Source organism: Lysobacter arseniciresistens ZS79, assembly GCF_000768335.1.
GTDB lineage: Bacteria > Pseudomonadota > Gammaproteobacteria > Xanthomonadales > Xanthomonadaceae > Novilysobacter > Novilysobacter arseniciresistens.
Window position 1 is genome coordinate 13,749 of record NZ_AVPT01000014.1, and the last position, 24,511, is coordinate 38,259.

The 24,511-nt window shown below is 71.3% G+C and carries 27 protein-coding genes; 15 read left to right on the forward strand and 12 right to left on the reverse strand.

Annotation, left to right across the window (positions count from 1 at the left end; translation table 11 throughout):
- Window positions 1-7 precede the first annotated feature (7 nt).
- The 4 genes from N799_RS14405 to N799_RS08595 form a co-directional block, all read right to left on the reverse strand.
- Complete coding sequence (locus N799_RS14405; protein WP_152597867.1) at window positions 8-778, reverse strand: hypothetical protein; 771 nt, start codon at window positions 776-778, stop codon at window positions 8-10.
- Window positions 779-867: 89 nt separating this feature from the next.
- A complete protein-coding gene (locus N799_RS08585) occupies window positions 868-1,308 on the reverse strand; it encodes a hypothetical protein (protein WP_036210879.1) in 441 nt (146 codons plus the stop codon).
- Window positions 1,309-1,491: 183 nt separating this feature from the next.
- Window positions 1,492-2,013, reverse strand: coding sequence for a hypothetical protein (locus N799_RS08590; RefSeq protein WP_152597868.1), 522 nt, complete (start codon window positions 2,011-2,013; stop codon window positions 1,492-1,494).
- Window positions 2,014-2,111: 98 nt separating this feature from the next.
- A complete protein-coding gene (locus tag N799_RS08595) occupies window positions 2,112-2,852 on the reverse strand; it encodes an HAD family hydrolase (RefSeq protein WP_036210885.1) in 741 nt (246 codons plus the stop codon).
- Window positions 2,853-3,021: 169 nt separating this feature from the next.
- Between N799_RS08595 and N799_RS08600 the strand changes: the two genes are divergently transcribed.
- Together N799_RS08600 and N799_RS08605 are read left to right on the forward strand one after the other, a co-directional pair.
- Complete coding sequence (locus N799_RS08600; protein ID WP_036210888.1) at window positions 3,022-3,519, forward strand: hypothetical protein; 498 nt, start codon at window positions 3,022-3,024, stop codon at window positions 3,517-3,519.
- 8 nt (window positions 3,520-3,527) lie between these two features.
- A complete protein-coding gene (locus tag N799_RS08605) occupies window positions 3,528-4,775 on the forward strand; it encodes a PQQ-dependent sugar dehydrogenase (RefSeq protein WP_081974850.1) in 1,248 nt (415 codons plus the stop codon).
- A gap of 123 nt (window positions 4,776-4,898) precedes the next feature.
- Here N799_RS08605 and N799_RS08610 read toward each other — a convergent pair whose 3' ends face one another.
- Window positions 4,899-5,510, reverse strand: a complete 612-nt coding sequence (locus N799_RS08610) for an EF-hand domain-containing protein (protein ID WP_152597869.1) — start codon at window positions 5,508-5,510, stop codon at window positions 4,899-4,901.
- A gap of 210 nt (window positions 5,511-5,720) precedes the next feature.
- Window positions 5,721-6,500 carry an N-acetylmuramoyl-L-alanine amidase gene (locus N799_RS08615; RefSeq protein ID WP_052101385.1) on the reverse strand — a complete coding sequence of 260 codons (780 nt, stop codon included), beginning with the start codon at window positions 6,498-6,500 and terminating at the stop codon, window positions 5,721-5,723.
- Between the two features lie 251 nt (window positions 6,501-6,751).
- Here N799_RS08615 and N799_RS08620 point away from each other — a divergent pair, with 251 nt between their 5' ends.
- Together N799_RS08620 and N799_RS08625 are read left to right on the forward strand one after the other, a co-directional pair.
- Window positions 6,752-7,276: an outer membrane beta-barrel protein gene (locus N799_RS08620; protein ID WP_052101386.1), complete on the forward strand. Its 525-nt coding sequence runs from the start codon at window positions 6,752-6,754 to the stop codon at window positions 7,274-7,276.
- 225 nt (window positions 7,277-7,501) lie between these two features.
- Complete coding sequence (locus tag N799_RS08625; protein WP_052101397.1) at window positions 7,502-8,800, forward strand: APC family permease; 1,299 nt, start codon at window positions 7,502-7,504, stop codon at window positions 8,798-8,800.
- 75 nt (window positions 8,801-8,875) lie between these two features.
- Here N799_RS08625 and N799_RS08630 read toward each other — a convergent pair whose 3' ends face one another.
- The 3 genes from N799_RS08630 to N799_RS08640 all read right to left on the reverse strand — a co-directional run bounded on the left by N799_RS08630 (window position 8,876) and on the right by N799_RS08640 (window position 10,824).
- Complete coding sequence (locus tag N799_RS08630) at window positions 8,876-9,397, reverse strand: DUF1993 domain-containing protein (protein ID WP_036210895.1); 522 nt, start codon at window positions 9,395-9,397, stop codon at window positions 8,876-8,878.
- Between the two features lie 174 nt (window positions 9,398-9,571).
- Entirely contained in the window at window positions 9,572-10,315 is a 744-nt protein-coding gene (locus N799_RS08635; RefSeq protein WP_036210898.1) for an anti-sigma factor family protein, read from the reverse strand.
- On the reverse strand, window positions 10,312-10,824 hold the full coding sequence (locus tag N799_RS08640) for a sigma-70 family RNA polymerase sigma factor (protein WP_036210901.1): 513 nt from the start codon (window positions 10,822-10,824) through the stop codon (window positions 10,312-10,314). Before N799_RS08640 ends, N799_RS08635 begins: the two co-directional genes overlap by 4 nt.
- A 161-nt stretch (window positions 10,825-10,985) precedes the next feature.
- On the opposite strand from N799_RS08640, the gene N799_RS08645 reads away from it, so the two are divergent.
- Entirely contained in the window at window positions 10,986-12,116 is a 1,131-nt protein-coding gene (locus N799_RS08645) for a catalase family peroxidase (RefSeq protein ID WP_036210904.1), read from the forward strand.
- Entirely contained in the window at window positions 12,113-12,661 is a 549-nt protein-coding gene (locus N799_RS08650) for a cytochrome b (protein WP_036210907.1), read from the forward strand. The genes N799_RS08645 and N799_RS08650 overlap by 4 nt, the downstream gene beginning before the upstream one ends.
- A gap of 76 nt (window positions 12,662-12,737) precedes the next feature.
- Here N799_RS08650 and N799_RS08655 read toward each other — a convergent pair whose 3' ends face one another.
- From N799_RS08655 to N799_RS08665, 3 genes are all read right to left on the reverse strand, one after another.
- The gene (locus N799_RS08655) at window positions 12,738-13,550 is read right to left on the reverse strand and encodes a TSCPD domain-containing protein (RefSeq protein WP_036210910.1); all 813 of its coding nucleotides are present in this window, start codon (window positions 13,548-13,550) and stop codon (window positions 12,738-12,740) included.
- Window positions 13,551-13,636: 86 nt separating this feature from the next.
- Window positions 13,637-14,317: a histone H1-like repetitive region-containing protein gene (locus tag N799_RS14720; RefSeq protein ID WP_081974854.1), complete on the reverse strand. Its 681-nt coding sequence runs from the start codon at window positions 14,315-14,317 to the stop codon at window positions 13,637-13,639.
- 125 nt (window positions 14,318-14,442) lie between these two features.
- A complete protein-coding gene (locus N799_RS08665) occupies window positions 14,443-16,596 on the reverse strand; it encodes an adenosylcobalamin-dependent ribonucleoside-diphosphate reductase (RefSeq protein ID WP_036210913.1) in 2,154 nt (717 codons plus the stop codon).
- Window positions 16,597-17,115: 519 nt separating this feature from the next.
- On the opposite strand from N799_RS08665, the gene N799_RS08670 reads away from it, so the two are divergent.
- The 9 genes from N799_RS08670 (at window position 17,116) to N799_RS15645 (ending at window position 24,422) form a co-directional block, all read left to right on the forward strand.
- Window positions 17,116-18,561 carry a Do family serine endopeptidase gene (locus N799_RS08670; protein ID WP_036210916.1) on the forward strand — a complete coding sequence of 482 codons (1,446 nt, stop codon included), beginning with the start codon at window positions 17,116-17,118 and terminating at the stop codon, window positions 18,559-18,561.
- 29 nt (window positions 18,562-18,590) lie between these two features.
- On the forward strand, window positions 18,591-18,986 hold the full coding sequence (locus N799_RS08675; RefSeq protein ID WP_052101388.1) for a hypothetical protein: 396 nt from the start codon (window positions 18,591-18,593) through the stop codon (window positions 18,984-18,986).
- Between the two features lie 8 nt (window positions 18,987-18,994).
- Complete coding sequence (locus N799_RS08680) at window positions 18,995-19,597, forward strand: phage holin family protein (RefSeq protein WP_238978862.1); 603 nt, start codon at window positions 18,995-18,997, stop codon at window positions 19,595-19,597.
- Window positions 19,598-19,658: 61 nt separating this feature from the next.
- Window positions 19,659-20,114, forward strand: a complete 456-nt coding sequence (locus tag N799_RS14415) for a hypothetical protein (protein WP_052101389.1) — start codon at window positions 19,659-19,661, stop codon at window positions 20,112-20,114.
- On the forward strand, window positions 20,111-21,247 hold the full coding sequence (locus N799_RS08690) for an AI-2E family transporter (protein WP_052101390.1): 1,137 nt from the start codon (window positions 20,111-20,113) through the stop codon (window positions 21,245-21,247). Before N799_RS14415 ends, N799_RS08690 begins: the two co-directional genes overlap by 4 nt.
- Window positions 21,248-21,295: 48 nt before the next feature.
- The gene (locus N799_RS08695; RefSeq protein ID WP_036210919.1) at window positions 21,296-22,012 is read left to right on the forward strand and encodes an HAD family hydrolase; all 717 of its coding nucleotides are present in this window, start codon (window positions 21,296-21,298) and stop codon (window positions 22,010-22,012) included.
- Window positions 22,009-23,385: a leucyl aminopeptidase family protein gene (locus N799_RS08700; protein ID WP_036210922.1), complete on the forward strand. Its 1,377-nt coding sequence runs from the start codon at window positions 22,009-22,011 to the stop codon at window positions 23,383-23,385. The genes N799_RS08695 and N799_RS08700 overlap by 4 nt, the downstream gene beginning before the upstream one ends.
- 168 nt (window positions 23,386-23,553) lie before the next feature.
- Complete coding sequence (locus N799_RS15640) at window positions 23,554-24,126, forward strand: hypothetical protein (RefSeq protein WP_036210926.1); 573 nt, start codon at window positions 23,554-23,556, stop codon at window positions 24,124-24,126.
- The gene (locus N799_RS15645) at window positions 24,123-24,422 is read left to right on the forward strand and encodes a transcriptional regulator (protein ID WP_036210928.1); all 300 of its coding nucleotides are present in this window, start codon (window positions 24,123-24,125) and stop codon (window positions 24,420-24,422) included. The genes N799_RS15640 and N799_RS15645 overlap by 4 nt, the downstream gene beginning before the upstream one ends.
- Window positions 24,423-24,511 lie beyond the last annotated feature (89 nt).

A 24,511-nucleotide genomic window follows, 5' to 3' on the forward strand; every position in this document is an offset into this window, starting at 1 on the left:
CAAGCGGTCAGCCGCCACGGCCGTTGCCGTTGTTGCCCTTGTCATTGCCCTTTCCCTGGCCGCCCTTTCCCGCGTTGCCTTTGCCTGAGTTGCCGTTGCCGCGGGCGGACTGGCCCTTGCCGCGGTTGCCGCTGTTGCCCGGCGCGTCGTCGTTGCCGCGGCCGTTGTCGTTGCCGCGATCGGCCTGGTCCGCACGGCCGCGGTTGTCATTGCGGTTTCCGCGCTCGTTGTCGTCGCTGCGGCGCCAGTCACGGTCGTCGCGGCCCTCGCGGATCAGCCGGGCGCGCTCGGGGTAATCGTCGAACAGGTCGTCGTCGATCCGGATCGGGCGGCCCCAGCGGTCATAGCTGGACACGAAGCCGCGCTTCAGCCGGTGGAACTCGTCCGAGCCGGGCTTGATGCCCAGCCGCTGCGCCATCGCGCCCCAGCCTTCGCCGCGGCCGCTGCGCTCCCATTCGTCGGCGACGTAGCGGCACGGCCGGCCGATGACCTGGGCGATGGCGCAGGCGTAGTAAACGTCGCCCGGCGCCCAGTCGCGCTCCAGCAGCAGACCGGTGACGAGGTCGCGCGGCGCGCCGTAGTAGCGCACCATCTCGTCGACGAACGGCTGCTGGTAGCGGCTGCCGTAGCGGTTGATGTCGCCCAGCCAGGTGTCGACCCACACATCGCCGGTGCGCGGGTCCCAGTTGATGGTCTGGGCCGAGGCGGTGCCGAGGCCGGCGACGGCGATGGCGGCGGTCAGGCCGAGCGTGCGGAACATGCGGGTGGCAGAGGTCATGACGGGCACTCCTGTGACTGCAGGGTTCCGATGCTCGGCGCCGGGCAGTGAACGCGCTCTGAAATCGCCCCGTTTGGCCGGCGACGGGTTCAGCGCGAGATCACGAACTTGCCGAAGGCGACGCCGAGGCTCCAGCCCTCGCCCTTGCCCGCAAGCGCCAGCGACACGTCGCCCTTGGTCATCACCTGGGCCTTGCCGGACTTGCCGGCGCTGGCGTGCGCCTCGGCGGTGGCGTAGGTGCCTAGCACGTCGTCGATGCTGTCGATGCCGGAGAACTCGCCGCGGCCGTCCTTGATCTCGGTCTTGCCGAAGGTCAGGCCGCCGCCCTTGGTGCGGATCTGCACCGCCATGCTCTGGCCGTTGTCGCAGGTCACCGTGCCGCTGCCGCTGCCGGTCTTGTAGAACACCGACCAGCCCGAAAGGTCGAAGCGCAGCTTGCAGTCGATCGGGCCGGCGGCGGCCGCGGGGGTGGCGGTGGCGGCCAGCAGGCCGCCGGCGACGAGGGCAATCAGGACGTGGCGCAGGTGCATGGTGGGTTCCCGGGTTGGAGGCGTCGTGGAGGTGGAGCGGTCGGACGCGAGGCTAACCGATCCCGGCGGCGGGCCGTGCGGCGCCGCGCAAACCCGGCTCGCCATGCGACAACGGCACCGCGCGGTGCGGTGCGGTGCCGTTGTCGAGGTCGCCGATGATGCACGTGGGCCGGTATGGTGGACTCAGTCGTCCCAGCGGTCGCGACGGTCGTACCGGTCACGACGATCGTAGCGGTCGTCGCGGTCGTAGCGGTCCCAACGGTCACGGTAGTCGCGCCGGTCCCAGCGGTCGCGGTCGTAGCGGGCGTCGTAGTAGTGGCCCCTGACCTTGCACTTGCCGTTGCGGTTGCACTTCACGTGGGTGTTGCCCGGGCCGTTGCGGTAGTAGCCGTGGGCGACGCCGTACGGCGGGCCGGACCGGTAGCCGCGGTTGACCTGGCGGTAGTAAGTCGGGCGGCCGTAGCGGTCGCGCACCACGATCAGGCGGTCGTTGTAGCCGTAGTTGCCGTGGCGGTAGTACGGCTGGCCGCTGCGGAAGATGACATCGGCGACATCGACGATGACGCGGGCGATGTCCTGGCTGCTCTGCGCCTGGGCGGGCGCGGGCATCGCCGCCAGCACGCTGAAGCCGGCGGCGAGCACCAGCGGGGCCAGCCAGCGGGAAGCGGGGCGAGGGGTGGGTCGGGCGTGTGCGGCAATGGCCATGGTCGGCTCCTGGGACGCCCGTGGTGACGGGCACGGTTCGACCATGCCGGGCCGCGCGTGAACCGTTTTTTAATATCGCGCCGACGCGGCCGTCACGCTCAGGAACCGTTGCGGGTGCCGCCGCCAGTTGCCTCGCGGGCCAGTGCCGCCACCGCCGCGGGCACCTCGGCCGCGCCCGCCACCGTTCGCAGCCGCGGGGTATCGGCGGCGAGGTCGGCGGTCTCGTGCGTCCAGGTGGTGTGGTACGGCACGTGGATGCCCCAGCCGCCCAGCGCCAGCACCGGGGCGATGTCCGAACGCAGCGAATTGCCGACCATCACGAACCGCGATGCCGGCAGGCCGAACTCCTCCAACAGCCGCGCGTAGGTCGGCGGATCCTTCTCGCTGACGATCTCGATGCGCCGGAACAGCCCGGCCAGCCCGCAGTCGCGGACCTTGGCTTCCTGGTGGAACAGGTCGCCCTTGGTGATCAGCACGACCTCGAAGTCGGCGGCGACCGCCTCGACCGCCTCGCGCACGCCCGGCAGCAGTTCCACCGGGTGCCGCAGCAGGTCCTTGCCGAGGCCGACGATGCGATGCAGGTCGCGGGCGCTGATGCGGGCGTCGGTCAGCTCGACCGCCGCCTCGATCATCGACAGCACCATGCCCTTCACGCCGTAGCCGAACACCGCGATGTTGCCGGCCTCGACCTCGTACAGGCGCTCGTGCGCGCGGGCGTCGGCGAGGTCGATGTAGGCGCCGATGATGCCCTCGAACTCGTGCTGGGCGGCGTCGAAGAAGTCCTGGCTGCGCCAGAGGGTGTCGTCGGCATCGAAGCCGACCATCGCGATCGAATCCATCGGGGCAGTATGACCCACCCGCGCCAGCGCGCCGTCACCGTGCGCATGTGTGCGTCCCGCGCGCCGGGTCATCACGTCCGGGTCACCGCGGCGGCGCAGACTGCAGCCGACGCACTGCCGCACGCGGCCCGTCCCCGGCCGCGCCCACGGACCGACACGGGAACCCGCCATGAAGCTGCGACACGTATTCATCACCCCCGACCTGCCCACCGCCGAGGCCGCCATCCGCGCCGCCCGCGACGGCGGCGTCGACAACGACGACATCCTGCTGGTGGCCCGGTCGGACGTGGAGATGGATGGCATCCCCGACGAGCGCAAGGAGGCCGACACCGACATGCTGCCGGCCGCCGTGCGCGGGGCCGGCTACGGCGCCGGTGCCGGGCTGCTGGCCGGGCTGGTGGCGATCGCGATCCCGCCGCTGGGGATCACCCTCGCCGGCGCCGCCGCGGCGGCGGTGGCCGGGGCCGCGGTGGGTTCGTGGGCGTCGGCGCTGATGGGCTCGTCGCTGCCCGACCCGATCCGGCGCAAGTTCCACGACGAGATCGAGGCCGGCAACATCCTGGTGGTCATCGACGGCAGCAAGGAGCTGCTGGCGGCGGTGGAGCCGCGGATTGTCAGCGCCGGCGCGCGCCCGCTACCGTTCGAGGCGTCCAAGGCCCTGTCCTGAGGTGCGCCATGCCCGCTTCGCCCCGTACCGCCCCACGCCGCCCGGCCGCGGCGGCGTCGACCCGTCGTCCGCTGGTTCCCGCGCTGCTGGTCGCGCTGCTGTGCGGCTGCGGCGCCGGCCAGGGTGACGCGGCCACGCCGGCCGACACTCCGCCGGCCACACAGGCGCCTGATTCGCAGCACGCTGTCGCCGCCGACGGCCGCCCTTTCACGATCGAGCAGGTGGCCACCTTCGACGAGCCATGGGCGATGACCTTCCTGCCCGGCGACGGGCGACGGCTGCTGGTCACCGAGAAGCGCGGCGCACTGCGCCTGCTGCACGCCGACGGCACGATCGGCCGCGTCGACGGCGTGCCCGCGGTCGACTACGGCGGCCAGGGCGGCCTGGGCGATGTCGTGCTGCACCCCGACTTCGCCGACAACGCGCTGGTCTACATCAGTTATGCCGAGGCCGGTGAAGGCGACACCCGCGGCGCCGCGGTCGCGCGTGCGCGCTTGCAGCTGGACGAAGACGGCGGCGGGCGGCTGGACGGGCTGGAGGTGGTCTGGCGGCAGGTGCCGAAGGTCGCCGGGCGCGGCCATTACGGCCACCGCATCGCGTTCGGGCCGGACGGCAAGCTGTGGATCAGTTCTGGCGAGCGGCAGAAGTTCGACCCCGCGCAGGACATGCAGGCCAACCTCGGCAAGGTGATCCGCCTCGACGACGATGGCGGCGTGCCGGCCGACAATCCGTTCGCTTCACAGGGTGGCATCGCCGCGCAGGTGTGGTCGCTCGGCCACCGCAACCCGCTTGGCCTCGCGTTCGACGCGCAGGGCCGGCTGTGGGAGCACGAGATGGGGCCGGCCGGCGGCGACGAGCTGAACCTGATCGAACGCGGCGAAAACTACGGTTACCCGATCGTCTCCAACGGTGACCACTACGACGGCCGCCCGATCCCCGACCACGACACCCGCCCGCAGTTCAACGCGCCGGAGGTCACCTGGAACCCGGTGATCTCGCCGGCCGGGCTGGTCTTCTACGACGGCGCGGCGTTCCCGCAGTGGCAGGGCGATGCCTTCATCGGCGCGCTGTCGGGGCACGCGCTGGTGCGGGTCGAGTTCGACGGCGACGGCGCGCGCGAGGCCGAGCGGTTCGCGATGGAGGACCGCATCCGCGAGGTCGAGCAAGGACCCGACGGTGCGTTGTGGCTGCTGGAGGATGGCGAAGACGGGCGGTTGCTGCGGCTGCGGCCTGTGGCGGACGTGGCCGGTCCGTAACCGCGCAAAGGCGCGGGACACACCAAGCTTCGCGCCCGAGGTGCGTCGGGCGGGTAGCAAACGAAGGGCGCCCGGTGGACGCCCTTCTTCGCTCATGCGGCGATGGCCTGCGCCGACGCGGCGTCACTCGCCGTCAGCGTCATCCATGCCGGTGCCGTCGTCGTCCATGCCGTCGCGGTCGTCCATCGGGTCGGGTTCGACCGGGTCGGTGTGGTCGTCGCGGTCGACATCGCGGTCATCATCGGCGTCGTCCATGTCATCGGCATCGTCATCGAGCCGCGCGTTGGCGCGGAACTCGGCGTCGGTGACGAAGCCGTCGCCGTCGGCATCCATCGCCTCGAAACCGGTGTCGAAGTCGGCATCGACCGCCCCCTCCTCGACGCTGATGCGGCCGTCGCCGTCGACGTCGAGCCGGCTCCAGACATCACGCTGGACCACGTCGGCGTGGCCGGCGGCCTGGGTGGCGCCGCGCGACTGCAGCGGCGGCGGGGGCGGCGCGGCGTTGATCGCGTCGTCGGCGATGTCGCCGGTCGGCACGCGCGGATCCACCGACTGCTCGACCACTTCGGCGGGATTGACCTGCGGTGGCAGCGCCTGCTGCGGCTCCACCGCCTGCTGGAGGCCGGCGCGGGCGTTCGCCCTCGACTGCGCGGTGTCGCTCTGCGCAGCGGCCAGCGGCGCGATCAGGACGGTGCCGAGGGCCACCGCCAGCACGGTGCGGGTACGGGTGTTCATGCGGTTCTCCTGTGCGGTCGTGTTGCCCACGCCGGTTGCGTGGCGAGCGCAGGATTGGAGCCCACGGCTGTATCGGTGATGACCTTTGCGCCGGCTAACGGCGCTGTCACGCCGGCCTCGCGGGCGCTTATCGAATCCGCCCGTTCAGGCGCGAACGGACGCTCCGCACGTGCTGCCGCGCGGCATGTCCGTGCGCGGAGGGCACGGCGCTCAGGGCATCGCTGCGCCCGGCTCCGGCGCCGTGGCCGGCAGTTCCATCAGCTGCAGCTGCAGGTCGTACAGGATCGCGTCGTCGCCGGGCAGCCAGTCGCGCGCTTCGCTGGCGCGGTAGTGGCGATGGAACGCGGCGAGCGCGGCGGCGGGATCGCGCAGGTCGTAGCCGACCAGTCGCAGCGCCGCCCACGCATCGAAGCCCGGCGGCGGCGCGGCGCGCACGTCGCGCGGCCACAGGCCGAAGCCGGCCCCGGCCAGGCGCTGCCACGGGAACAGCGCGCTCGGGTCGTCCTTCTTGGTCGGCGCGATGTCGCCGTGCGCGACGACGAGGTGCGGCTGGATGCCGTTGCGCTCGACGATGTCGTCCAGCAGCACCAGCAGCGAGTCGATCTGCGCCTCGCTGAAAGGCTCGCGGCCGTTGTTGTCCAGCTCGATCCCGATCGACGTCGAGTTGAGGTCGCTGATGCCGGCCCAGCGGCTGCCGCCGGCATGCCACGCGCGGGCCTGCTCGGACACCAGCTGGTAGCGCCGGCCGTCGTCGCCGATCAGGTAGTGCGAGCTCACCGGTCCGCCGGCGTTGCGCGTCTGCAGCACGCGCAGGGCGCCCTCGGCGGTGTCCATCGCGGTGTGGTGCAGCACGATGATCCGCGCGCGGCGCGGTTCGTGGTTGGGCGAGCCGTGCCACTGCGCGATCGGGTTGCGCGGCAACCGGTCGGTGGCGCATCCGGCAATGGCCATGCAGGCGAGCGCGGTGGCGAGCAGGCGAAGTCGTGTCATGTCGATGCTCCGTCGGGCTGCGGACACCGTAGCGCAGCCGGCCGTAGTGGCGCGCGTGCGGTGCACGGCGCGGGGCGCCCGAGTGTTCCAGTACCGGGACAGTGCATCCGCGTTTGCCGGTCTTTGGCTCTCGTGGTGCGGACCCATCTTCCTGTCCACAGCGATCGCAGCCCAGGCATTCCGTCGGGGCCGGTCGCCGGACGGCCGCCACTCCCTCCCCCGTCGTGGCCGTCCGCAGCAGGAGTTCCAACATGAGCAAGCGCAACCTCCTTTCCAGCAGCCTCCTCGCCGTCGCCCTCGGCGCCGCCGCGTTCGGTGCGCAGGCCGCCGAGCCGGGCTTCTACATCGGCGCGGGCGCCGGCCAGGCGATGATCGACGACGGCGCGCTCGACGACGAGGACACCGCGTTCTCGGCGTTCGCCGGCTACCAGTTCAACCGCTACTTCGGGCTCGAGGCCGGTTACGCCGACTTCGGCAAGACCGAGCCGCTGGGTTCGGCCGGTCCGGAGCTCGAGGCCGACGCGGCGTACCTGGTCGCGGTGGGCAGCGTGCCGTTCACCGACCGCTTCTCCGGCTATGCCAAGGCCGGCTACAGCGACTGGAGCGTCGACACCTCCATCGCCGGCGTGTCCGACGACGGCAACGACCCGACCTACGGCGTCGGCCTGGAGTACGCGTTCACCGATGCGCTGTCGCTGCGCGGCGAGTACAGCCGGTTCGAGATCGACGACAGCGAGATCGACCTGGCCCAGCTGCAGCTGCGCTTCGGCTTCTGAGCCCGAGCGGCCACGCATCGGCGACCGGCCACGCCACCACGAGTACCACGGGCCGCCCACTCGGGCGGCCCTTTTTCGTCGCCGCGGGCGGCATGGACGCTGGCCACGCGATCATGCAATCTGCCCCGGCAGCCACTGCAGGGGATGTCCTTGAACGTATCGAACACGTCCGGCGCCGACGGTGCCGTCCCGACCCCCACGCCGACGCCGCCGGGCGACCCGACGATGGTCCGCGCGGTCAGCCGCTGGCAGCTGTTCGGCCTGGCGATCAACGACGTCATCGGCAGCGGCATCTACCTGCTGCCGGCCGCCGCCGCGCTGCTGCTCGGCCCCGCCAGCCTGTGGGCGGTGCTGCTGGCCGGCGCCGCGGTCGCGCTGCTGGTGCTGTGCTACGCGCAGGCGTCGAGCTACTTCGACCAGCCGGGCGGCGGCTATCTCTACGCGCGCGAGGCGTTCGGCCCGTTCGTCGGCTTCGAGGTCGGCTGGATGCTGTTCCTGACCCGCATCGCCAGCGCCGCCGCGCTCAGCAACGGCCTGGCCGAAGCGGTCACGCATTTCTGGCCCGGCGCCGCCGACGGTGCGGTGCGCATCGCGATCGTGGTCGGCTCGCTGGCCTTCCTGGTCATCGTCAACGTCATCGGCGTGCGCGCCGCCGCCCGCACCGGCGTGCTGCTGGCGATCGCCAAGCTGCTGCCGCTGCTGATGTTCGTCGGCATCGGCGCGATGTACGTCGACATGTCGATCGTCTCGCCAGTGGAAGGGCCGATCCCGGTGCGCGACCTCGGCGAGGCGGCATTGCTGCTGCTGTTCGCGTACGCCGGCTTCGAGAACCTGCCGGCCGCCGCGGGCGAGTACCGCAACCCGCGGCGCGACGTGCCGTTCGCGCTGCTGGCGATGATCGCCACGGTGACGCTGGTGTACTTCGCGGTGCAATGGGTGGCGCTGGGCACGCTGCCCGGGCTGGCCCAGTCGCAGACGCCGCTGGCCGACGCCGCGGCGCAGTTCGGTGGCGGCTGGCTGGCACTGCTGCTGACGGTCGGCGCGACGGTGTCGATCCTCGGCACCAACAGCAACACGATCATGCTCGGGCCGCGCTACCTGCACGCGCTGGCGCTGGACGGCTACGGGCCGCGCGCGCTGGCGTCGGTGCACCCGCACTTCCGCACCCCGGCGGTCGCGATCATCACCCTCGGCGTGCTGTCGCTGGCGCTGGCGCTGACCGGCTCGTTCGTGCAGTTGGCGCTGCTGTCGGTGGTCGCGCGGCTGTTCACGTACATCGGCACCGCGGTGTCGGTGCTGGTGCTGCAGCGCCGCCACGGCAATGCGCCGGATGCGATGCGGCTGCCGGGTGGGCCGCTGATCCCGGTGCTCGCGTTGCTGCTGTCGCTGGGGCTGCTGGCCAGTGCCAAGGTCGAGAACCTGGTGGCCGGTGCGATCGCGCTGGCGATCGGTGCGCTGGTGTACCGGTTCCGGCGGCGGCCGGTTGCCGGCGCCGGCCCCGGCAACGTCGCCGCCGCGGGCTGAACCTCGCCAGGCGTCACCAAAGACCGGCGCCACTGCGGGCGCCGGTCGTTTTTCTCCGTCAACGAACCATCTCTGTCAGTCGCCTCGCGGCACGCCGAAAAAGTCGGGCTTGGTCAGCGGCACGCCGCGCTGGCGCAGGATCGCGTACGTCGTGGTCACGTGGAAATACAGGTTCGGCAGCACGAAGCCGAGCAGGTAACCGTGGCCGTCGAACCGCTTCTCCTCGCCGCCCACCTTGATGGTGATCCCGCGTGGTTCCGAACCGTCGATCTGGCCGGGGGCGAACGCCTCCAGGTGCGCGATGGTACGGGCGATGCGCGCATGCAACTCCGCCAGTGTGGTTTCGTCGTCAGCGACCGACACCACGTCGCGGCCCGCCAGGCGCGAGGCACCGTTGCGCGCCATGTCGGTGGCGATCTGCACCTGCCGCGCCAGCGGGTACATGGTGTCGATCAGCCGCGCCTGCAGCAGGGTGTCGGGGGCGATGCCCTGCTCGCGCGCGTGCGCCTCGCCCAGGCGAAGCACGTGTGCCAGCGCCTTGAGCGCGCGGACGAAAGCCGGGACGGAAGCGGAGTACATCGAGATGTGGGAGGTCATGGCGCGCTCTGCGGGTGGGGAACGCCCAGCGTAGTCCGCGCCCTCCGTCCGCTGAAGGCCGTCCAGCGGGATAGCCGTCCCTGCGGATGGACTATCGCGCGGTGCAGCGTGCCTTCGCGCCGGCCGGCACCGATCAGACAGGGTTGGCCGGCGATCCCCACGATGCCGCGCGGCCTAGATCTCCCCTCGCAGCAGTGGCGCGACCTTGCGGGCGCGCTGGTCCAGGTGCGTGCCGACCACCGCCACCGCGGTGTCGCCTTCGGCCCAGTAGCGCGCCACCAGTTCGCCGTCGCGTCGTGCGCCGTCGCGCATCCGCGCGGTGCGCGGCCGCAGGTAGACGCCGACAGTGGCACCACCGGCATCCTCGTAGAGCAGCATCGCCGCCGGGCCTTCGGGCGTGGACAGCATGCGGGCGCCGCGCAGCGCGTAACCCTGCGCTGCGAGGTCGGGGAGCCGCCCGGCATCCCCGAAGTGGCGCGCCAGCCACGCCTGCAGGCCGCCGACGCGGTCGCTTGCGAAATCCATTTCGACCTCGCGCCCGACGATCATCCGGTAGGCACTCACCGCATCGGCCATCGGCGGCGGCCCGTCCGGACGCGCGTCGCGCAGCAGCCAACCGCCGGAGCCGCCGAGGCCGAGTGCCAGCACCAGCACCGCGGCCTGGGCCAGCCGCTGGCGGCGCTGGCCGCGCAACCGCCGCCGGATCGCCGCGGGCTGCAGCTGCGGCGCGGGAGGCAGCGTGGCGGCGGTTCCCAGCGTGGCGCGCAGGGCCCCGGCGTCGCGCTTCCAGCCGCGCACCCGCGCGGCCTCGGCGGGATGCGTGGCCAGCCAGGCGGCGACCTCGTCGTGGCGCCGGCCGTCCAGCTGGCCGTCGGCAAAGGCGTGGAGCTCGTCGGAGTTGGGGGGCTGGTGGTTCATCTGAGCACTCGCAGTGCGGGCGTGGCGGGGTCGCCCTCTGACAGCTGGCGCAGCCGCTCGCGGCCGCGGGACAGCCGCGACATCACGGTACCGATCGGCACGCCGAGGGTGTCGGCAACCTCGCGGTAGCTGAAACCTTCGACGCTGACCAGCAGCATCACCACGCGCTGTTCCTCGGGCAGCCGGCCGAACGACGCCAGCGCCGCGCGCGACTCGTTGACCCGCTCGGCCGACGGCGCATGCGACTCCTCCATCATCCCGACGATTTCAAGCAGGCGGCGCAAACGGCCGGCACGTCGCCGCTCGTCGATGAACTGGCGGTAGAGGATCGAGAACAGCCACGGCTGCAGGGCATCCGGCCGGCGCCGCGACGACCACGCCCGCAGCGCGCGCTCCAGCGCGGCCTGCACCAGGTCGTCGGCGGCCGCGCCGTCGTGGACCAGCGAGCGGGCGAACTGGCGCAGCCGCGGGATCAGCTCGCCGATGCGGGCTTCGTCGGCTTCATCCATGGCAGGGGCACGGGACACGTCGGCTCATGCGGGTGGGACGTCCGTAGGCATCGTTTATTCCCGCACCGTACCGCGTTCGGCTTAACGGGTCCGCCACACATGCCGGGAATAAACCGCGCGCGGCGGCGTCACACCGTTGCCCTGTCCATTCGAGCGGAACCATGACTTCTTCAACACCCGACGGCTTGCCGCCGCCCTCGCCCACTCCGCCGCAACCGCATGGGCGCGCGCCATCGGCCGATCGTCGCCACCTCCCGGCGCTGGCGGGCATCGGCGCGATCGTGCTCGCCAGCGCCGGTGTGTTCGCCGCCACCGCGGGCTGGTTCGGCCAGCGCCTGACTGCGCCGCGGATCCTCGACGCGATGGAAGCCAACGGCGAGCCGCATCCCGGCTACCGTCGGAACCACGCCAAGGGCGTGTGCGTCACCGGCTTCTTCCAGGGCACGGCGGATGGCCGGGCGATATCGACCGCACCCGCCTTCACCGGCACCCGGGTACCGGTGCTGGGACGGTTCTCGATCGGCGGCGGCAATCCGCACGCCGCCGACAACACCGCGCGGGTGCGCAGCATGGCGCTGCAGCTCGGCGATTCGGGCGGTCCGCAGTGGCGCATGGCGATGAACAGCTTCCCGTTCTTCGCGGTGGCCACGCCCGAGGCGTTCCTGCAGCAGGTCCAGGCCGGACGCCCGGACCCCGCCACCGGCAAACCCGACCCTGCCGCGATGGAGGCGTTCCTCGCCGGCCATCCGCGCGCACGTGCCTTCAAGGAGTGGGCGAAGCAGGCGCCGTGGCCGACCAGCTGGGCCAATACCCGGTACAACAGCGTCAACGCATTCCGCTTCATCGATGGCGTTGGCACGGTCCGGCACGTGCGCTGGTCGATGCGCCCACACACGCCGTTCCAGGCGATGGACGCGGCGACGCGTGCCGGCGCCGATGCGGGCCTCCTCGCCGACGACCTGCTGGCGCGGCTCGCGCACGGACCGTTGCGCTGGGACATGGTGGTGACGATCGCCGCGCCGGGCGACGCGGTCGAAGACCCGACGCGACCATGGCCGGACACCCGCGAACAGGTGCTCGCAGGCACGCTGACGCTGCTGGACGCGGGTCCGCAGGCTAGCGGCGACTGCCGCGACGTCAACTTCGACCCGCTGGTCCTGCCACCCGGCGTCGACGCGTCGAACGATCCGATCCTCGCCGCGCGCTCGGCCGTATACGCCCATTCGTTCAATCGCCGACTGCGCGAGGTCGCCACCGGCGCCTCCTTCGGCGGCAAGGAGCAGGCCCGATGAACGCGCCCCGCCACTTCAACCCGACCGCCCGCTGGCTGCACTGGCTGATGGCCGCCATGATCGTCGCGATGCTGTTCATCGGCGTGGCGATGATGGCGTCGGTATCCGCGCGGCCATGGCTGATCGACCTGCATCGCCCCCTCGGAATCACGATCCTGGTGCTTGCGGTGGTGCGTTTGCGCAACCGCCTGCGCCGGCCGGTTCCGGCGCTGCCGGCATCGCTGCCGCGCTGGCAACGGGCCGCCGCGACCGCATCGCACTGGCTGCTGTACGGGCTGATGCTGGCGATGCCGCTGATCGGCTGGGCGATGCTGTCAGCCGGCGGCTTCCCGGTACAGCTCGCCGACGGCGTCATGCTGCCGCCGATCGCACCACGCCACCCGGCACTGTACGCGGTGCTGCGGGCCGCCCATGGCGGGCTCGCCTACCTGCTGTTCGCCACGGTCCTGCTGCATGTGGCGGCAGCGCTGCGGCATGCATGGGTGCTTGGCGACGGCGTTTTCGCGTCGATGGCCCGTGGTGGCCGGCGCACGCCCGCGGACTGAAGCTCGGCTGCTCCGCCCGTAACGACGAAGGGCCCCGCGGGGGCCCTTTGTCGTGAACACGGACGATGTCAGCGCATCAACCGCACTTGCTGTATCCGCAGTTCAGGCACGTCGCGCAGCCGTCCATGATCACCACGGCCTTGGTGCTGCACTTGTGGCACATGGTCGCACTGGGCGGGAAGGCGGTGCCGCCGTCTCCGGTCACGGCGACGTCCTCGTCGCGGCGCGGGGCGCTCACGCGCGGCTCGGGGAACAGCTCGCCGCTGTGCTCGTCGCGCGCGGTGGTTACGGATTCGTCAGAGTTTTTTTTTGACTCGAGCGCGTTGTAGGCGGCGCGCTTCTCGGCGATCAGGGCACGCTGGGCGTCGCTCAGCTCGGGGTCGTGGATCATCCCGATCGCCTTGAGGTGGTCCTCGACGATGCTGCCCAGCTCGGCCACCAGCGACGGCATGTAGACGCCACCGGCCTTGAAGTAGCCACCGCGCGGGTCGAACACGGCCTTCATCTCCTCGACCAGGAAAGTCACGTCGCCGCCCTTGCGGAACACCGCGGACATGATGCGGGTCAGCGCCACGATCCACTGGAAGTGGTCCATGTTCTTGGAGTTGATGAAGATCTCGAACGGGCGGCGGTGCTCGTGCTCGCTGCCGGCGTTGAGGACGATGTCGTTGATCGTGACGTACAGGGCGTGCTCGAACAGCGGCGTCTTGAGCTTGTAGGTGGAGCCGACGAGGGTTTCCGGACGCTCGATCTTCTCGTGCATCTGGATGACCTTGGCGCCGGGCTGCGGGGCCTCCGCGACATCCTTGGCCGGCGGCGCGGCCTTGGCCTTGTCCTCTGCGGTGACGACGCTGTAGCCCTTGATTTTCTTGTCGATCTTGACGGCCATCGGCCAGCTCCTGGTGCGGTGTTGCCTGTTCGGTCAAAGCGTCCCGTCCACCCCTCCCCCGCGCGGGGGAGGGGACGGGACGCGGCTTACGTGCTGCGGGTGGTGCGCTTGCGGGCCGCGGTCTTGCCGGCGGTGGCCTTTTTCGCCGGCGCCTTGCGGGGCGCCGCCTTCTTTGCCGGTGCCTTGCGGGCGCTGGCCTTCTTCGCGGGGGCCCTGGTCGCGGCCTTCTTCGTGGCGGTCTTCCTGGTCGCGCTCTTCTTTGTTGCGACCTTCCTGGTTGCGGTTTTCTTCGACGCGGTCTTCTTGGTCGCGGTCTTCTTTGCTGCAACCTTTTTCACGGGTGCCTTGCGGACGGCAGCCTTCTTCGCGGCCGTCTTGCGGGCGGAGGTCTTCTTCGCTGTCGCCTTCTTCGCGGTCGTCTTCCTGCTGGCAGCCTTGGTGGCCTTCTTCGCCGTGGCCTTCTTTGTCGCGGCCTTCTTGCCCGCAACCTTCTTCGTGGCCGCCTTCTTCGTGGCGCGCTTGCCGACGCCGCTGCTTTCCAGCTTGCCGGCCTCGCGGCGGGCATTGGCGCTGACGCGGGCCAGCTTCTTCTTGGCGTTGCCGACCGACTTGCCCGCGGCCTTGCGGACGCGGGTGGCGCTGGTACGCACCGTGGCGACGGCGTCGCCGGCGGTGCTCGCGATGGTGCTGCCGATGGTGCCGGCGGTTTCCTTGACGCTGTCGGCGGCCTGCGAAAGCGTGGCCGTCACTCCATTACCGTTGCTCATGTGCCCTCCTCGCGGGCGTTGTATTGGCTTGCGGGTAACGCGGTGAAACCTCTCGGTAAAACCCTGGTGTTACCACGCCGATCCTATACCTGCGGCGCGCGCACGAAACAGTGAAGCCGGGCCCGTCAGAACTTGCCGTAGTACCCCTCCTTGAGGGCGTCGAACAGGTTGGCGGCGCTGTGCATCTCGCCGTCGTATTCGATCTGTTCGTTGCCCTTGACCTCCACCACCTGGCCGTCCTCGAGCTCGAAGCGGTAGGTGGTGTTCTCGAGGTCCGCCTCCTTGACCAGCACGCCCTGGAAGGCGGCCGGGTTGAAGCGGAAGGTGGTGCAGCCCTTCAGCCCCTTCGAGTGGGCGTAGGTGTAGATGTCCTTGAAGTCCTCGTACGGGTAGTCGGTCGGGACGTTCGCGGTTTTGGAGATCGAGCTGTCGACCCACTTCTGCGCGGCGGCCTGGACGTCCACGTGCTGCTTCGGGGTCACGTCGTCGGCGGCGATGAAGTACCCGGGCAGCTTCTCGTCCGGCTCGTCGGAGAACGGCATCGCCTTCGGGTTGACCAGCGCGCGGTAGGCCAACAGCTCGAACGAGAAGACGTCGACCTTCTCCTTCGACTTCTTGCCCTCGCGGATCACGTTGCGGCTGTAGTGGTGGGCGAAGCTCGGCTCGATGCCGTTGGAGGCGTTGTTGGCCAGGCTCAGCGAGATGGTGCCGGTCGGCGCGATCGAGCTGTGGTGGGTGAAGCGGGCGCCGGTTTCGGCCAGTGCGGCGACCAGCTCCGGGGCGACCTCGGCCACGCGCTGCATGTAGCGCGAGTAGCGGGCGTGCAGCACCTTGCCTTCGATCTTCTTTCCGATCTTCCAGCCGTCCTTCACCATCTCCGGGCGCTTGCGCAGCATCTCGGCATCGACCTCGAAGGTCTCGGTCATGATCGGCGCCGGGCCCTTCTCCCTGGCCAGCTCCAGGCCCATCTCCCAGCCGGCGACGGCCATCTCGCGGGCGATGCGCTCGGTGAACTCGCAGGATTCCTCGCTGCCGTACTTCATGCGCAGCATGGTCACGGTGCTGCCCAGGCCGAGGAAGCCCATGCCGTGGCGGCGCTTGCGCATGATCTCGTTGCGCTGCTGCTCCAGCGGCAAACCGTTGACCTCGACCACGTTGTCGAGCATGCGGGTGAACACGCGCACGACCTCGCGGTACTCGTCCCAGTCGAACTCGGCCTTGTCGGTGAACGGGTTGCGCACGAACTTGGTCAGGTTGACCGAGCCGAGCAGGCAGGCGCCGTAGGCCGGCAGGGGCTGCTCGCCGCAGGGGTTGGTCGCGCGGATGTTCTCGCACCACCAGTTGTTGTTCATCTCGTTGACGCGGTCGATCAGGATGAAGCCCGGCTCGGCGTAGTCGTACGTCGAGACCATGATCATGTCCCACAGGTGGCGGGCGCGGATGTGGCCGTAGATCCTGCAGGCGACCAGGCCGTCGTCGCGGACGATGTAGTTGCGGTGGGTCGGCCACTCGCGCCACACGACCTGCGACGCGTCCTCGAGGTCGACGTCGTCCTTTTCCTTGATGTTGACCGGGAACACCAGCGGCCAGTCGGCATCGTCGGCGACCGCGTCCATGAAGCCGTCGGTGATCAGCAGCGACAGGTTGAATTGGCGCAGGCGGCCATCCTCGCGCTTGGCCCGGATGAAGTCCTTCACGTCCGGGTGCGACACGTCGAAGGTGCCCATCTGCGCGCCGCGGCGGCCGCCGGCGGAGGACACGGTGAAGCACATCTTGTCGTAGATATCCATGAAGGACATCGGGCCGGAGGTGTACGCGCCGGCGCCGGCGACGAACGCGCCGCGCGGACGCAGGGTGCTGAACTCGTAGCCGATGCCGCAGCCGGCCTTGAGCGTGAGGCCGGCCTCGTGGACCTTCTCGAGGATGCCGTCCATCGAGTCCTCGATGGTGCCCGACACGGTGCAGTTGATCGTCGACGTGGCCGGCTTGTGCTCCAGCGCGCCGGCGTTGGAGGTGATGCGGCCGGCCGGGATCGCGCCCTTGCGCAGCGCCCAGGTGAAGCGCTCCTGCCAGTACTGCTGCTTGTCGGCGGTCGGCTCGGCCTCGGCCAGGGCCTTGGCCACGCGGCGGTAGGTCGCGTCGATGTCGCCGTCGACCGGCTCGCCGCTCTTGGTCGTGAGCCGGTACTTCTTGTCCCAGATGTCCTGGGACGCCGGCTGCATCGGGATGTCCTGGGTCGACGTGTCCATCTTCACCGCCTCGAGGCGCACCGTACTCATGCCCGTCCTGTCTCCTCGTGATGGCCGCGCATGGGGTCGCGGCGCTGGTTTGCGTTCTGGTTGTGACGCCGACGATGGCGCGCGCGACGCACCGCTGCGCATCACGTCATCGTCTGGTTTCCGGGTTACCGGCGTGGGGTGCCAAGGGCCTGCTCCGTCCGTCCCCGGAAGCCCGCATCATGCGTGGCACCGGGCGTTCAGCCTCCCAAGACAAACCCCTACGCTTGGGATTTTTCCGCTTCGCCGACCACAACATGTTGTGTGCGAGCAGGTGGCCCAAGCTACCCGTGGGTCCGGACGAAGTCAACGCTATCGGACGCGTCGGCGAGCGTGTAGGCGACAGCCGCGCGGCGGTGTCCGGATCGCCGCGCCAACTGCGTTCTTGCAGCCCGCGGATGCCTCAAAGGCGGCATCGCGACGCCGCCACTTCATCCGCGATTAAATGGGGGTCGGCCACACTCGGCCGGCGCCGGGACCGCCCAGCGGCCGGCCCGCCCCACGTTCGTCCACGGACCCCGCATGCCGACCACCCGATCGACCCCGCTCCGGATCCTCGCCGCGCTGGCCCTGGCCGCCGCGTTCGGCGGCTTCACCGCGACCGCCCTGCACCACGTGCTGCAGCAGCCGGCGCAGGCGACGCCGCCGTCGCCGGCGATTGCGCCCACCCTCGCCCAGCTGCCGGCCGCCGTCGCCGGCCAGCCGTTGCCGTCGCTGGCGCCGATGCTGGAGCGGGTCACCCCGGCGGTGGTCAGCGTGCACACCAGGCAGCGGGTGCGGATCAACAACCCGTTCGCCAACGACCCGATCTTCCGGCGGATGTTCCCGAACGTGCCGCAGGAGCGGATCGAGCAGTCGCTCGGTTCCGGCGTGATCGTCGACGCGCAGCGCGGGCTGGTGCTGACCAACCACCACGTGATCGAGGGCGCCGACGAGGTCTCGGTGACGCTGGCCGACGGCCGCACGATGTCGGCCGAGTTCGTCGGCTCCGACCCCGACACCGACGTCGCGGTGATGAAGATCCCCGCCGACGGGCTGTCCGAGATCCCGCTGGCCGACTCGGGCGCGCTGCGGGTCGGCGACTTCGTGGTCGCGGTCGGCAACCCGTTCGGGATCGGCCAGACCGTCACCAGCGGCATCGTCTCGGCGGTCGGCCGCAGCGGCCTGCGCGGGCTGGGCTACCAGAACTTCATCCAGACCGACGCGTCGATCAACCCGGGCAACTCCGGCGGCGCGCTGGTCAACCTCGACGGCCAACTGGTCGGCATCAACACCGCCAGCTTCAACCCGCGCGGGTCGATGGCCGGCAACATCGGCCTCGGCTTCGCGATCCCGGCCAACCTGGCGCGCAACGTGATGAGCCAGCTGGTTGCCACCGGCGAGGTCCGCCGCGGCACGTTGGGGCTGGACACCCAGGCGGTGACGCCGCGCATCGCCGACGGGCTGGCGCTGGGAGTCGAGCGCGGTGCGCTGGTAACGCGGGTGCTGGCCGGCTCGGCCGCCGCGGCCGCGGGCCTGCGCCCGGGCGATGTGATCATCGCCGCCGACGGCGAGCGGATCGACAGCCCGGCCGACCTGCACAACTTCGAGGGGCTGCAGCCGGTCGGCAGCAGGGTCACGCTCGACATCCGCCGCGACGGCGACGCGCTGCAGGTCGCCACCGAGGTCCGCGAGCAGCCGCGCAGCCACGCCGGCGCCCAGCTCGACGAGCGCCTGACCGGCGCCACCTTCGCCGAGCTTCCCGAGCGCCTGCGCCAGTCCGGCGCACGCGGCGTGCTGGTGGAATCGGTCGCGCGCGGCAGCCGCGCCGCCCGCAACGGTCTGCGCGAAGGCGACGTGGTGGTGGCCACCAGCGCCGGTGCGTTCGACGACCTCGCCGGCTTCCGCGCGGGCTTCACACAGGCTCCCGCACAGTTGATCCTGAACGTCGTCCGGGGCAATCGGCAGGGAGTGCTGCCGATGCAGTGACGGCGCACCCCCACCGCGAGGAGATTCCGATGAGCCCGACCGACGCCACCACCACCACGTCCTCCAACGGCCAGCCCGGCGCCACCCTGCGCGGCAGCCTCGGCGAGGCCGGCGACCACCTCAAGCGCGCCGCCCGCGACGCCGGCGATGCGGTCAAGGGCGCGGCCGGCGCCGCTGGTGACGAACTCCGTCTCGGCAAGGCCCACGTCAAGTCCGACCTGGCCGACAGTGCCATCGCCGGCCTCACCGCCGCCGAACAGGCCGGCCTCGCCGCGCGCGAGCAGGCCGACGAACTGATGGAGAAGGGCCGCGACCTGATCGACAGCGCCGCCGAACTGATCCGCGAGCGCCCGATCGCCGCGTTCGGCGCCGCCTTCGCCGCCGGCTGGATCATTTCCAAGCTCGGCAGCAGCAACAACCGCTGAGCGACCCGATGCCCACCGGCCGGGAGCACGCGCCACCGCACGACGCCGACGCCGACGCCGGCCGACCCCGCGCCGGCACGGGTGCGGGCGCATCCGAAGCACCGTCCGACGACCTGCTCGAAGCACTGCGGCAGATCGGCGCCACCGGCCGCGCCAGCCTCGGCGCCTCGGTCGACACCGCCAAGGCGTTCCGCACCCTGGTGGTGGCCGACGTCTCGCTGGCGCGCAGCGCGATGGGCCGCACGCTGGCGCTCAGCGGCGTCGCCATCGCCGCGGGTGCATCGGCGTGGCTGCTGCTGATGACCGCGCTGGTGGTGTATCTGCGCGGCGCGGCGCAGGTGTCGTGGCTGGTCGCGCTGCTGCTGCCGGCGCTGCTGAGCCTGGTGGTCGCCGGCGTCGCCTGCTGGCAGGCGATGCGCTATTTCGACCACACCCGGCTGCAGGCCACCCGGCGCCAGCTGGCGCGGCTGGGCATCGGCGAACTGGCCGACTTCGTCCCCGATCCCGACTCGCCGGCCTCGACCCGCGAGGCCACCCGCGGGCACCCGACCGAAGCGTCCAACGGCAAGCCGCTGAAGGACGACCAGGGGATCGACGTCACCCCGCCGTGAGGCCCGCCGCCGCACGCCACCAACGCCGCAACGCACGCATGCACCGGGGGAAGCCGTTGCCATGAGCTTCAACAAACTCATCGCCAAGGTCACCCAGGCCGAGAACGCGATGGAGGCGCACGAGCGCCGCGTCGGCGCCGACCTGCGCCAGCTGCGCAGCTCCTGGAAGTCGATGTGGACGCCGGGCCGGATCGTGCTGGCCGGGCTGGTCAGCGGCTTCCTCGCCGGCCGCGCCGAGCCGTTCCGCACCGCCGCGCGCAGCGGCAGCGTGGTGCGGATCGTGTCGATGCTGGGCACGGTGTTCGCCAGCACCAGCGCGCAGCAGGCCGCGTCGGAGGCCGAGCACGCCGCCGACGCGACCGAAGGCGTGGCCGAGGCGGTCGCGCCGGGTGCCACGGTGGGCGCCGCGGCCAGCGTCGCCGGGACCGCCGCGGCACGCGAGCGGCTCGCCCACGAGCGCCTGTTGCGCGAAGCCGAGGCCGCGCGCCAGGTCAACGCCGAAGCGGTCGACCCGTGAACACCACCGCCGACGAGCCGGCCGGCGACCGCCCGGACCCGGACGTCCCGCCGCCCCCGTCCCTGCCGGACGACGAACCACCGCTGTCGCCCCTACGCCCGCGCGCTTCAACCGCATTGATCGTGCTGGCGGTGCTCGCGGTCGGCTACACCCTGTGGGCGGCGCAGGCGGTGATCCTGCCGATCCTGCTGGCGGTGTTCTTCGCGCTGATCGGCAACCCGATCATCCGCGCGCTGCAGCGACTGCTGATCCCGCGGGCGCTGGGCGCGCTGCTGGTGCTGATGGGCGGCGTTGCCGGCACCGGACTGCTGGCCAACCAGCTGATCGAGCCGGCCGCCGAATGGGCCCGGCAGGTCCCGCGCGAGCTTCGCGAGTTCGCCCCCAGGCTGCGCGCGATGACCAAGCCGGTGCAGGCCGCCAACGAGGCCGCCGCCGACATCGCACGCGCCACCGAGTCCGGCGACGCCCAGCCGGTGCAGGTGGTGCGCACCGAGGCCAACGAGCCGTTCAAGACCCTCACCGCCACTCCGCGGATGATCGCCGCGGTGCTGGCGGTGGTGCTGCTGACGTTCTTCTTCATGGTGTTCGGCGAGAACCTGCAGCGCAACGCGCTCGCCCTGCTGCCGACGCGCCAGCAGAAACGGGTGACGGTCGACATCCTCAACTCGATCGAGCGCGAGATCTCGCGCTACGTGCTGACCATCAGCGTGATCAACTTCACCGTCGGCATGGCGCTGGCCGGCATCCTGTACCTGCTGGAGGTGCCGCTGGCCGAGGCGCTGCTGTGGGGCACGATGGCGGCGGTGCTGAACTACGCGCCGTACGTCGGGCCGATGATCGGCATCGTCATCATGCTGCTGATGGGCTTCGTCGCCTTCGACGACCCGTGGAAGTCGCTGCTGCCGGCCGGCATCTACCTCGGCCTGCACACGCTGGAGGGGCAGATCATCACCCCGATCGTGCTCGGCCGGCAGATGCGGCTGTCGCCGCTGGTGCTGATCCTCGCGCTGATGCTGTTCGGCTGGCTGTGGGGGATCACCGGCCTGCTGCTGGCAGTGCCGCTGCTGGTCTGCGTCAAGATCGTCCTCGCCCGGATCGAGGGCATGGAAGGCTGGGCGCGGCTGCTGGAATAGCGCCGGGCCGGGGCGGTCCGGCCCGGGGCGCGGGCGTAGAATGGCCCGGTGCATTTCCCCGTACGCGCCATCACGCTCGACCTCGACGACACCCTGTGGCCGATCGCGCCGGCGATCGTCCGTGCCGAGGATGCACTGGACGACTGGCTGCGCCGGCACGCCCCGCGCGCGGCCACCCGCTGGCCGCCGGACGCCCGGCGCCGGCTGCGCGCCCGGTGCGACGAGGAGCGCCCGCACCTCGCCCACGACATGACCGGGCAGCGCCGCTGGATGATCGAGCGGATGCTGGCCGACGCCGGCGAGGACACCGCGCTGGTGCAGGCGGCCTACGACGCCTACTTCGCCGCCCGCTGCGAGGTCGAGCATTACGACGACAGCGTGCCGGCGCTGGAACGGCTGGCCGCGCGCGTACCGCTGGCCGCCCTCAGCAACGGCAACGCCTGCCTGCGCACGATCGGCCTGATGCACCTGTTCCGCTTCCAGCTCGGCGCGCGCGAGCACGGCGCGGCCAAGCCCGACGCCGGCATCTTCCACGCCGCCTGCGCCCGGCTGGGCTTCGCCCCCGGCGAGGTGCTGCACGTCGGCGACGACATCCGCACCGACGTCGAAGGCGCCCAGCGCGCCGGCCTGCGCACCGCCTGGATCAACCGCGGGGGCGCGCGCTGGCCACGCACGATGCCGCCGCCCGACCTCGAATTCACCACCCTTGCCGCGCTGGCCGACTGGCTCGACGCGAACCCCCAACCGGAGTCGATGTCCGCATGAACCTTCCCGCCGGATTTGCCGCACCCGCCACCGATGCCACCGTCCTGCCGCTGCACGTGGTGGACCGCGCCGGCCTTGCCGACTGGCGCGCGGCCCAGCCCGACGCGATCGGTGCCTGGCTCGACGCGCAGGGTTTCGACGGCGCCCCGGCGACCGCGCTGCTGCTGCCCGGCGACGGCGGCGCATCCGGCGCGGTGATCGGCGTCGGCGACCGGCTCGACCCGTACAGCTACGGCCACGCGCCGCTGGCGCTGCCGCCATGCACGTTCCGCCCCGCCGGCGAACACGACGCCGACACCCTGGCCGCGCTCCGGCTGGGCTGGGGCCTAGGCGCGTACCGCTTCAGCCGCTACCGCCAGCCGCCGCGGCAACCGGCGCTGCTCGAAGTCGACAACGCCGCCGAAGTGATCGACGCGCTCGCCGCCTGCACGCGCGTGCGCGACCTGGTCAACACCCCGACCGAACACATGGGCCCGGACCAGCTGGAGCAGGTCGCCTGCGAGATCGCCGAGCGCCATGGCGCCAGGATCGAAGTCGTCAGCGGCGACGACCTGCTGGCCCGCAACTTCCCGGCGATCCACGCGGTCGGCCGCGCCAGCCACCGCGCGCCGCGGCTGATCGCGCTGCGCTGGGGTGACGAATCGCACCCGCACGTCGCGCTGGTCGGCAAGGGCGTGTGCTTCGACACCGGTGGGCTCGACCTCAAGCCCGCCGACGGCATGCGCAACATGAAGAAGGACATGGGCGGCGCCGCGCACGCGATCGCGCTGGCCGAATGGGTGATGGCGCGCAAGCTGCCGCTGCGCATCACCCTGCTGGTGCCGGCGGTGGAGAACGCGGTCGGCCCCAACGCGTTCCGCCCCGGCGAGGTGATCGACACCCGCGCCGGCGTCAGCGTCGAGATCGACAACACCGATGCCGAGGGCCGCCTGGTGCTGTGCGACGCGCTGGCGTTCGCGGCCGAGCAGTCGCCGGAGCTGCTGCTCGACTTCGCCACCCTGACCGGCGCCGCCCGCATCGCGCTCGGCCCCGACCTGCCGGCGCTGTACAGCAACGAGGAAGGCGTGGCCGGCGACTGGCTGCAGGCCGGCCTGCAGCAGCGCGACCCGCTGTGGCGGATGCCGCTGTGGCGCCCGTACTGGCGCTACCTGAGCAGCGGCATCGCCGACATCGCCAACGGCGGGCCGAGCCGGATGGCCGGCAGCGTCACCGCCGCGCTGTACCTCGAACGCTTCGTCCCCGCCGGGCAGAAGTGGGCGCACCTGGACGTCTACAGCTGGAACGACACCGACCGCCCCGGCCGCCCCGCCGGCGGCGAGGCGCAGGGCCTTCGCGCGGCGTTCGCGATGCTGCGGGCGCGCGCCGGGCGCTGAGCGGGCACGCGGGCCGCGCCTAGATGCGTGGTCCGCAAGCAACCCGCCCCCCTGAACCCGCCCTGCGAAAGCCATGGAACCGCCTTCCGCTAATCGCGGATCCACTTCGGTGATTGACAACTCTGTTTTTCAGAGTGCTTTGTAATCGACCGATCACGGAGAGCCACCATGACACCCGCAGACAAACTCAGCTCCGACCTCGACTACGTCGCCCGCGCGGTCCGCCGCAACGACCGTACCGCCGGGGTGCCCTCGATCTACTTCATGTGGGCGCTGCTGGTCGCGATCGGCTTCGCCCTGCCCGACTTCCGCCCCGCATGGGCCGGGCCGTACTGGCTGGTCGCCGGCATCGGCGGCGGGCTGGCCAGCTGGTGGCTGGCGGTGCGCGAGGAGCGCCGCTGCGGCACGATCGACCGCGACCTCGGCCGCCGCTTCGGCCTGCACTGGCTGGTCGGCGGCGTCGGCTTCCTGGTGTGCTGGCTGCCGGTGTTGCGCGGCGCTCCGATGGAGACGATGGCCGGCAACTTCCTGCTGGTCGGCGGGCTGGTCTACGCGTTGGCCGGCATCCACCTGGAGCGGCCGATGCTGTGGAGCGGGCTGCTGATGCTGGCCGCGTACGTGGTGCTGTCGGTGTTCGCGCCGCCGTATACCTGGACCATTACCGGGCTGGCGATCGGGCTGTCGCTGCTGTGGGCGGGCGTCGCGACCCGCCGCCAGCAGCCGCCGGCCGCCCACGCATGAAAGCGCTCGACGGCCTCGATCCGGTGTTCGAGCATCGTGCACGGCTGGCCATCGCGGTGCTGCTGGCACGCCACGGCGAGATCAGCTTCGCCCGCTTCAAGCAGCAGCTGGAACTGACCGACGGCAACCTCGGCGCGCAGCTGCGCAAGCTCGAGGATGCCGGCTGCATCGCGCTGCGGCGCGACTTCGTCGAGCGCAAGCCGGTCACCTGGTACACGCTCACCTCCGCCGGCCGCAAGGCGCTGGACCGCCACCTGCAGGCGCTGCAGGCGGTGATCGCGACCGCCGCCGGATGAGTGCGGCGGTGCCGATTGGCCCACGCGGGGCATCGATTGTCCCCGAGCGGGAACTGACCTCTGGCACCTTGGACCGGCCTTCCGGGCCG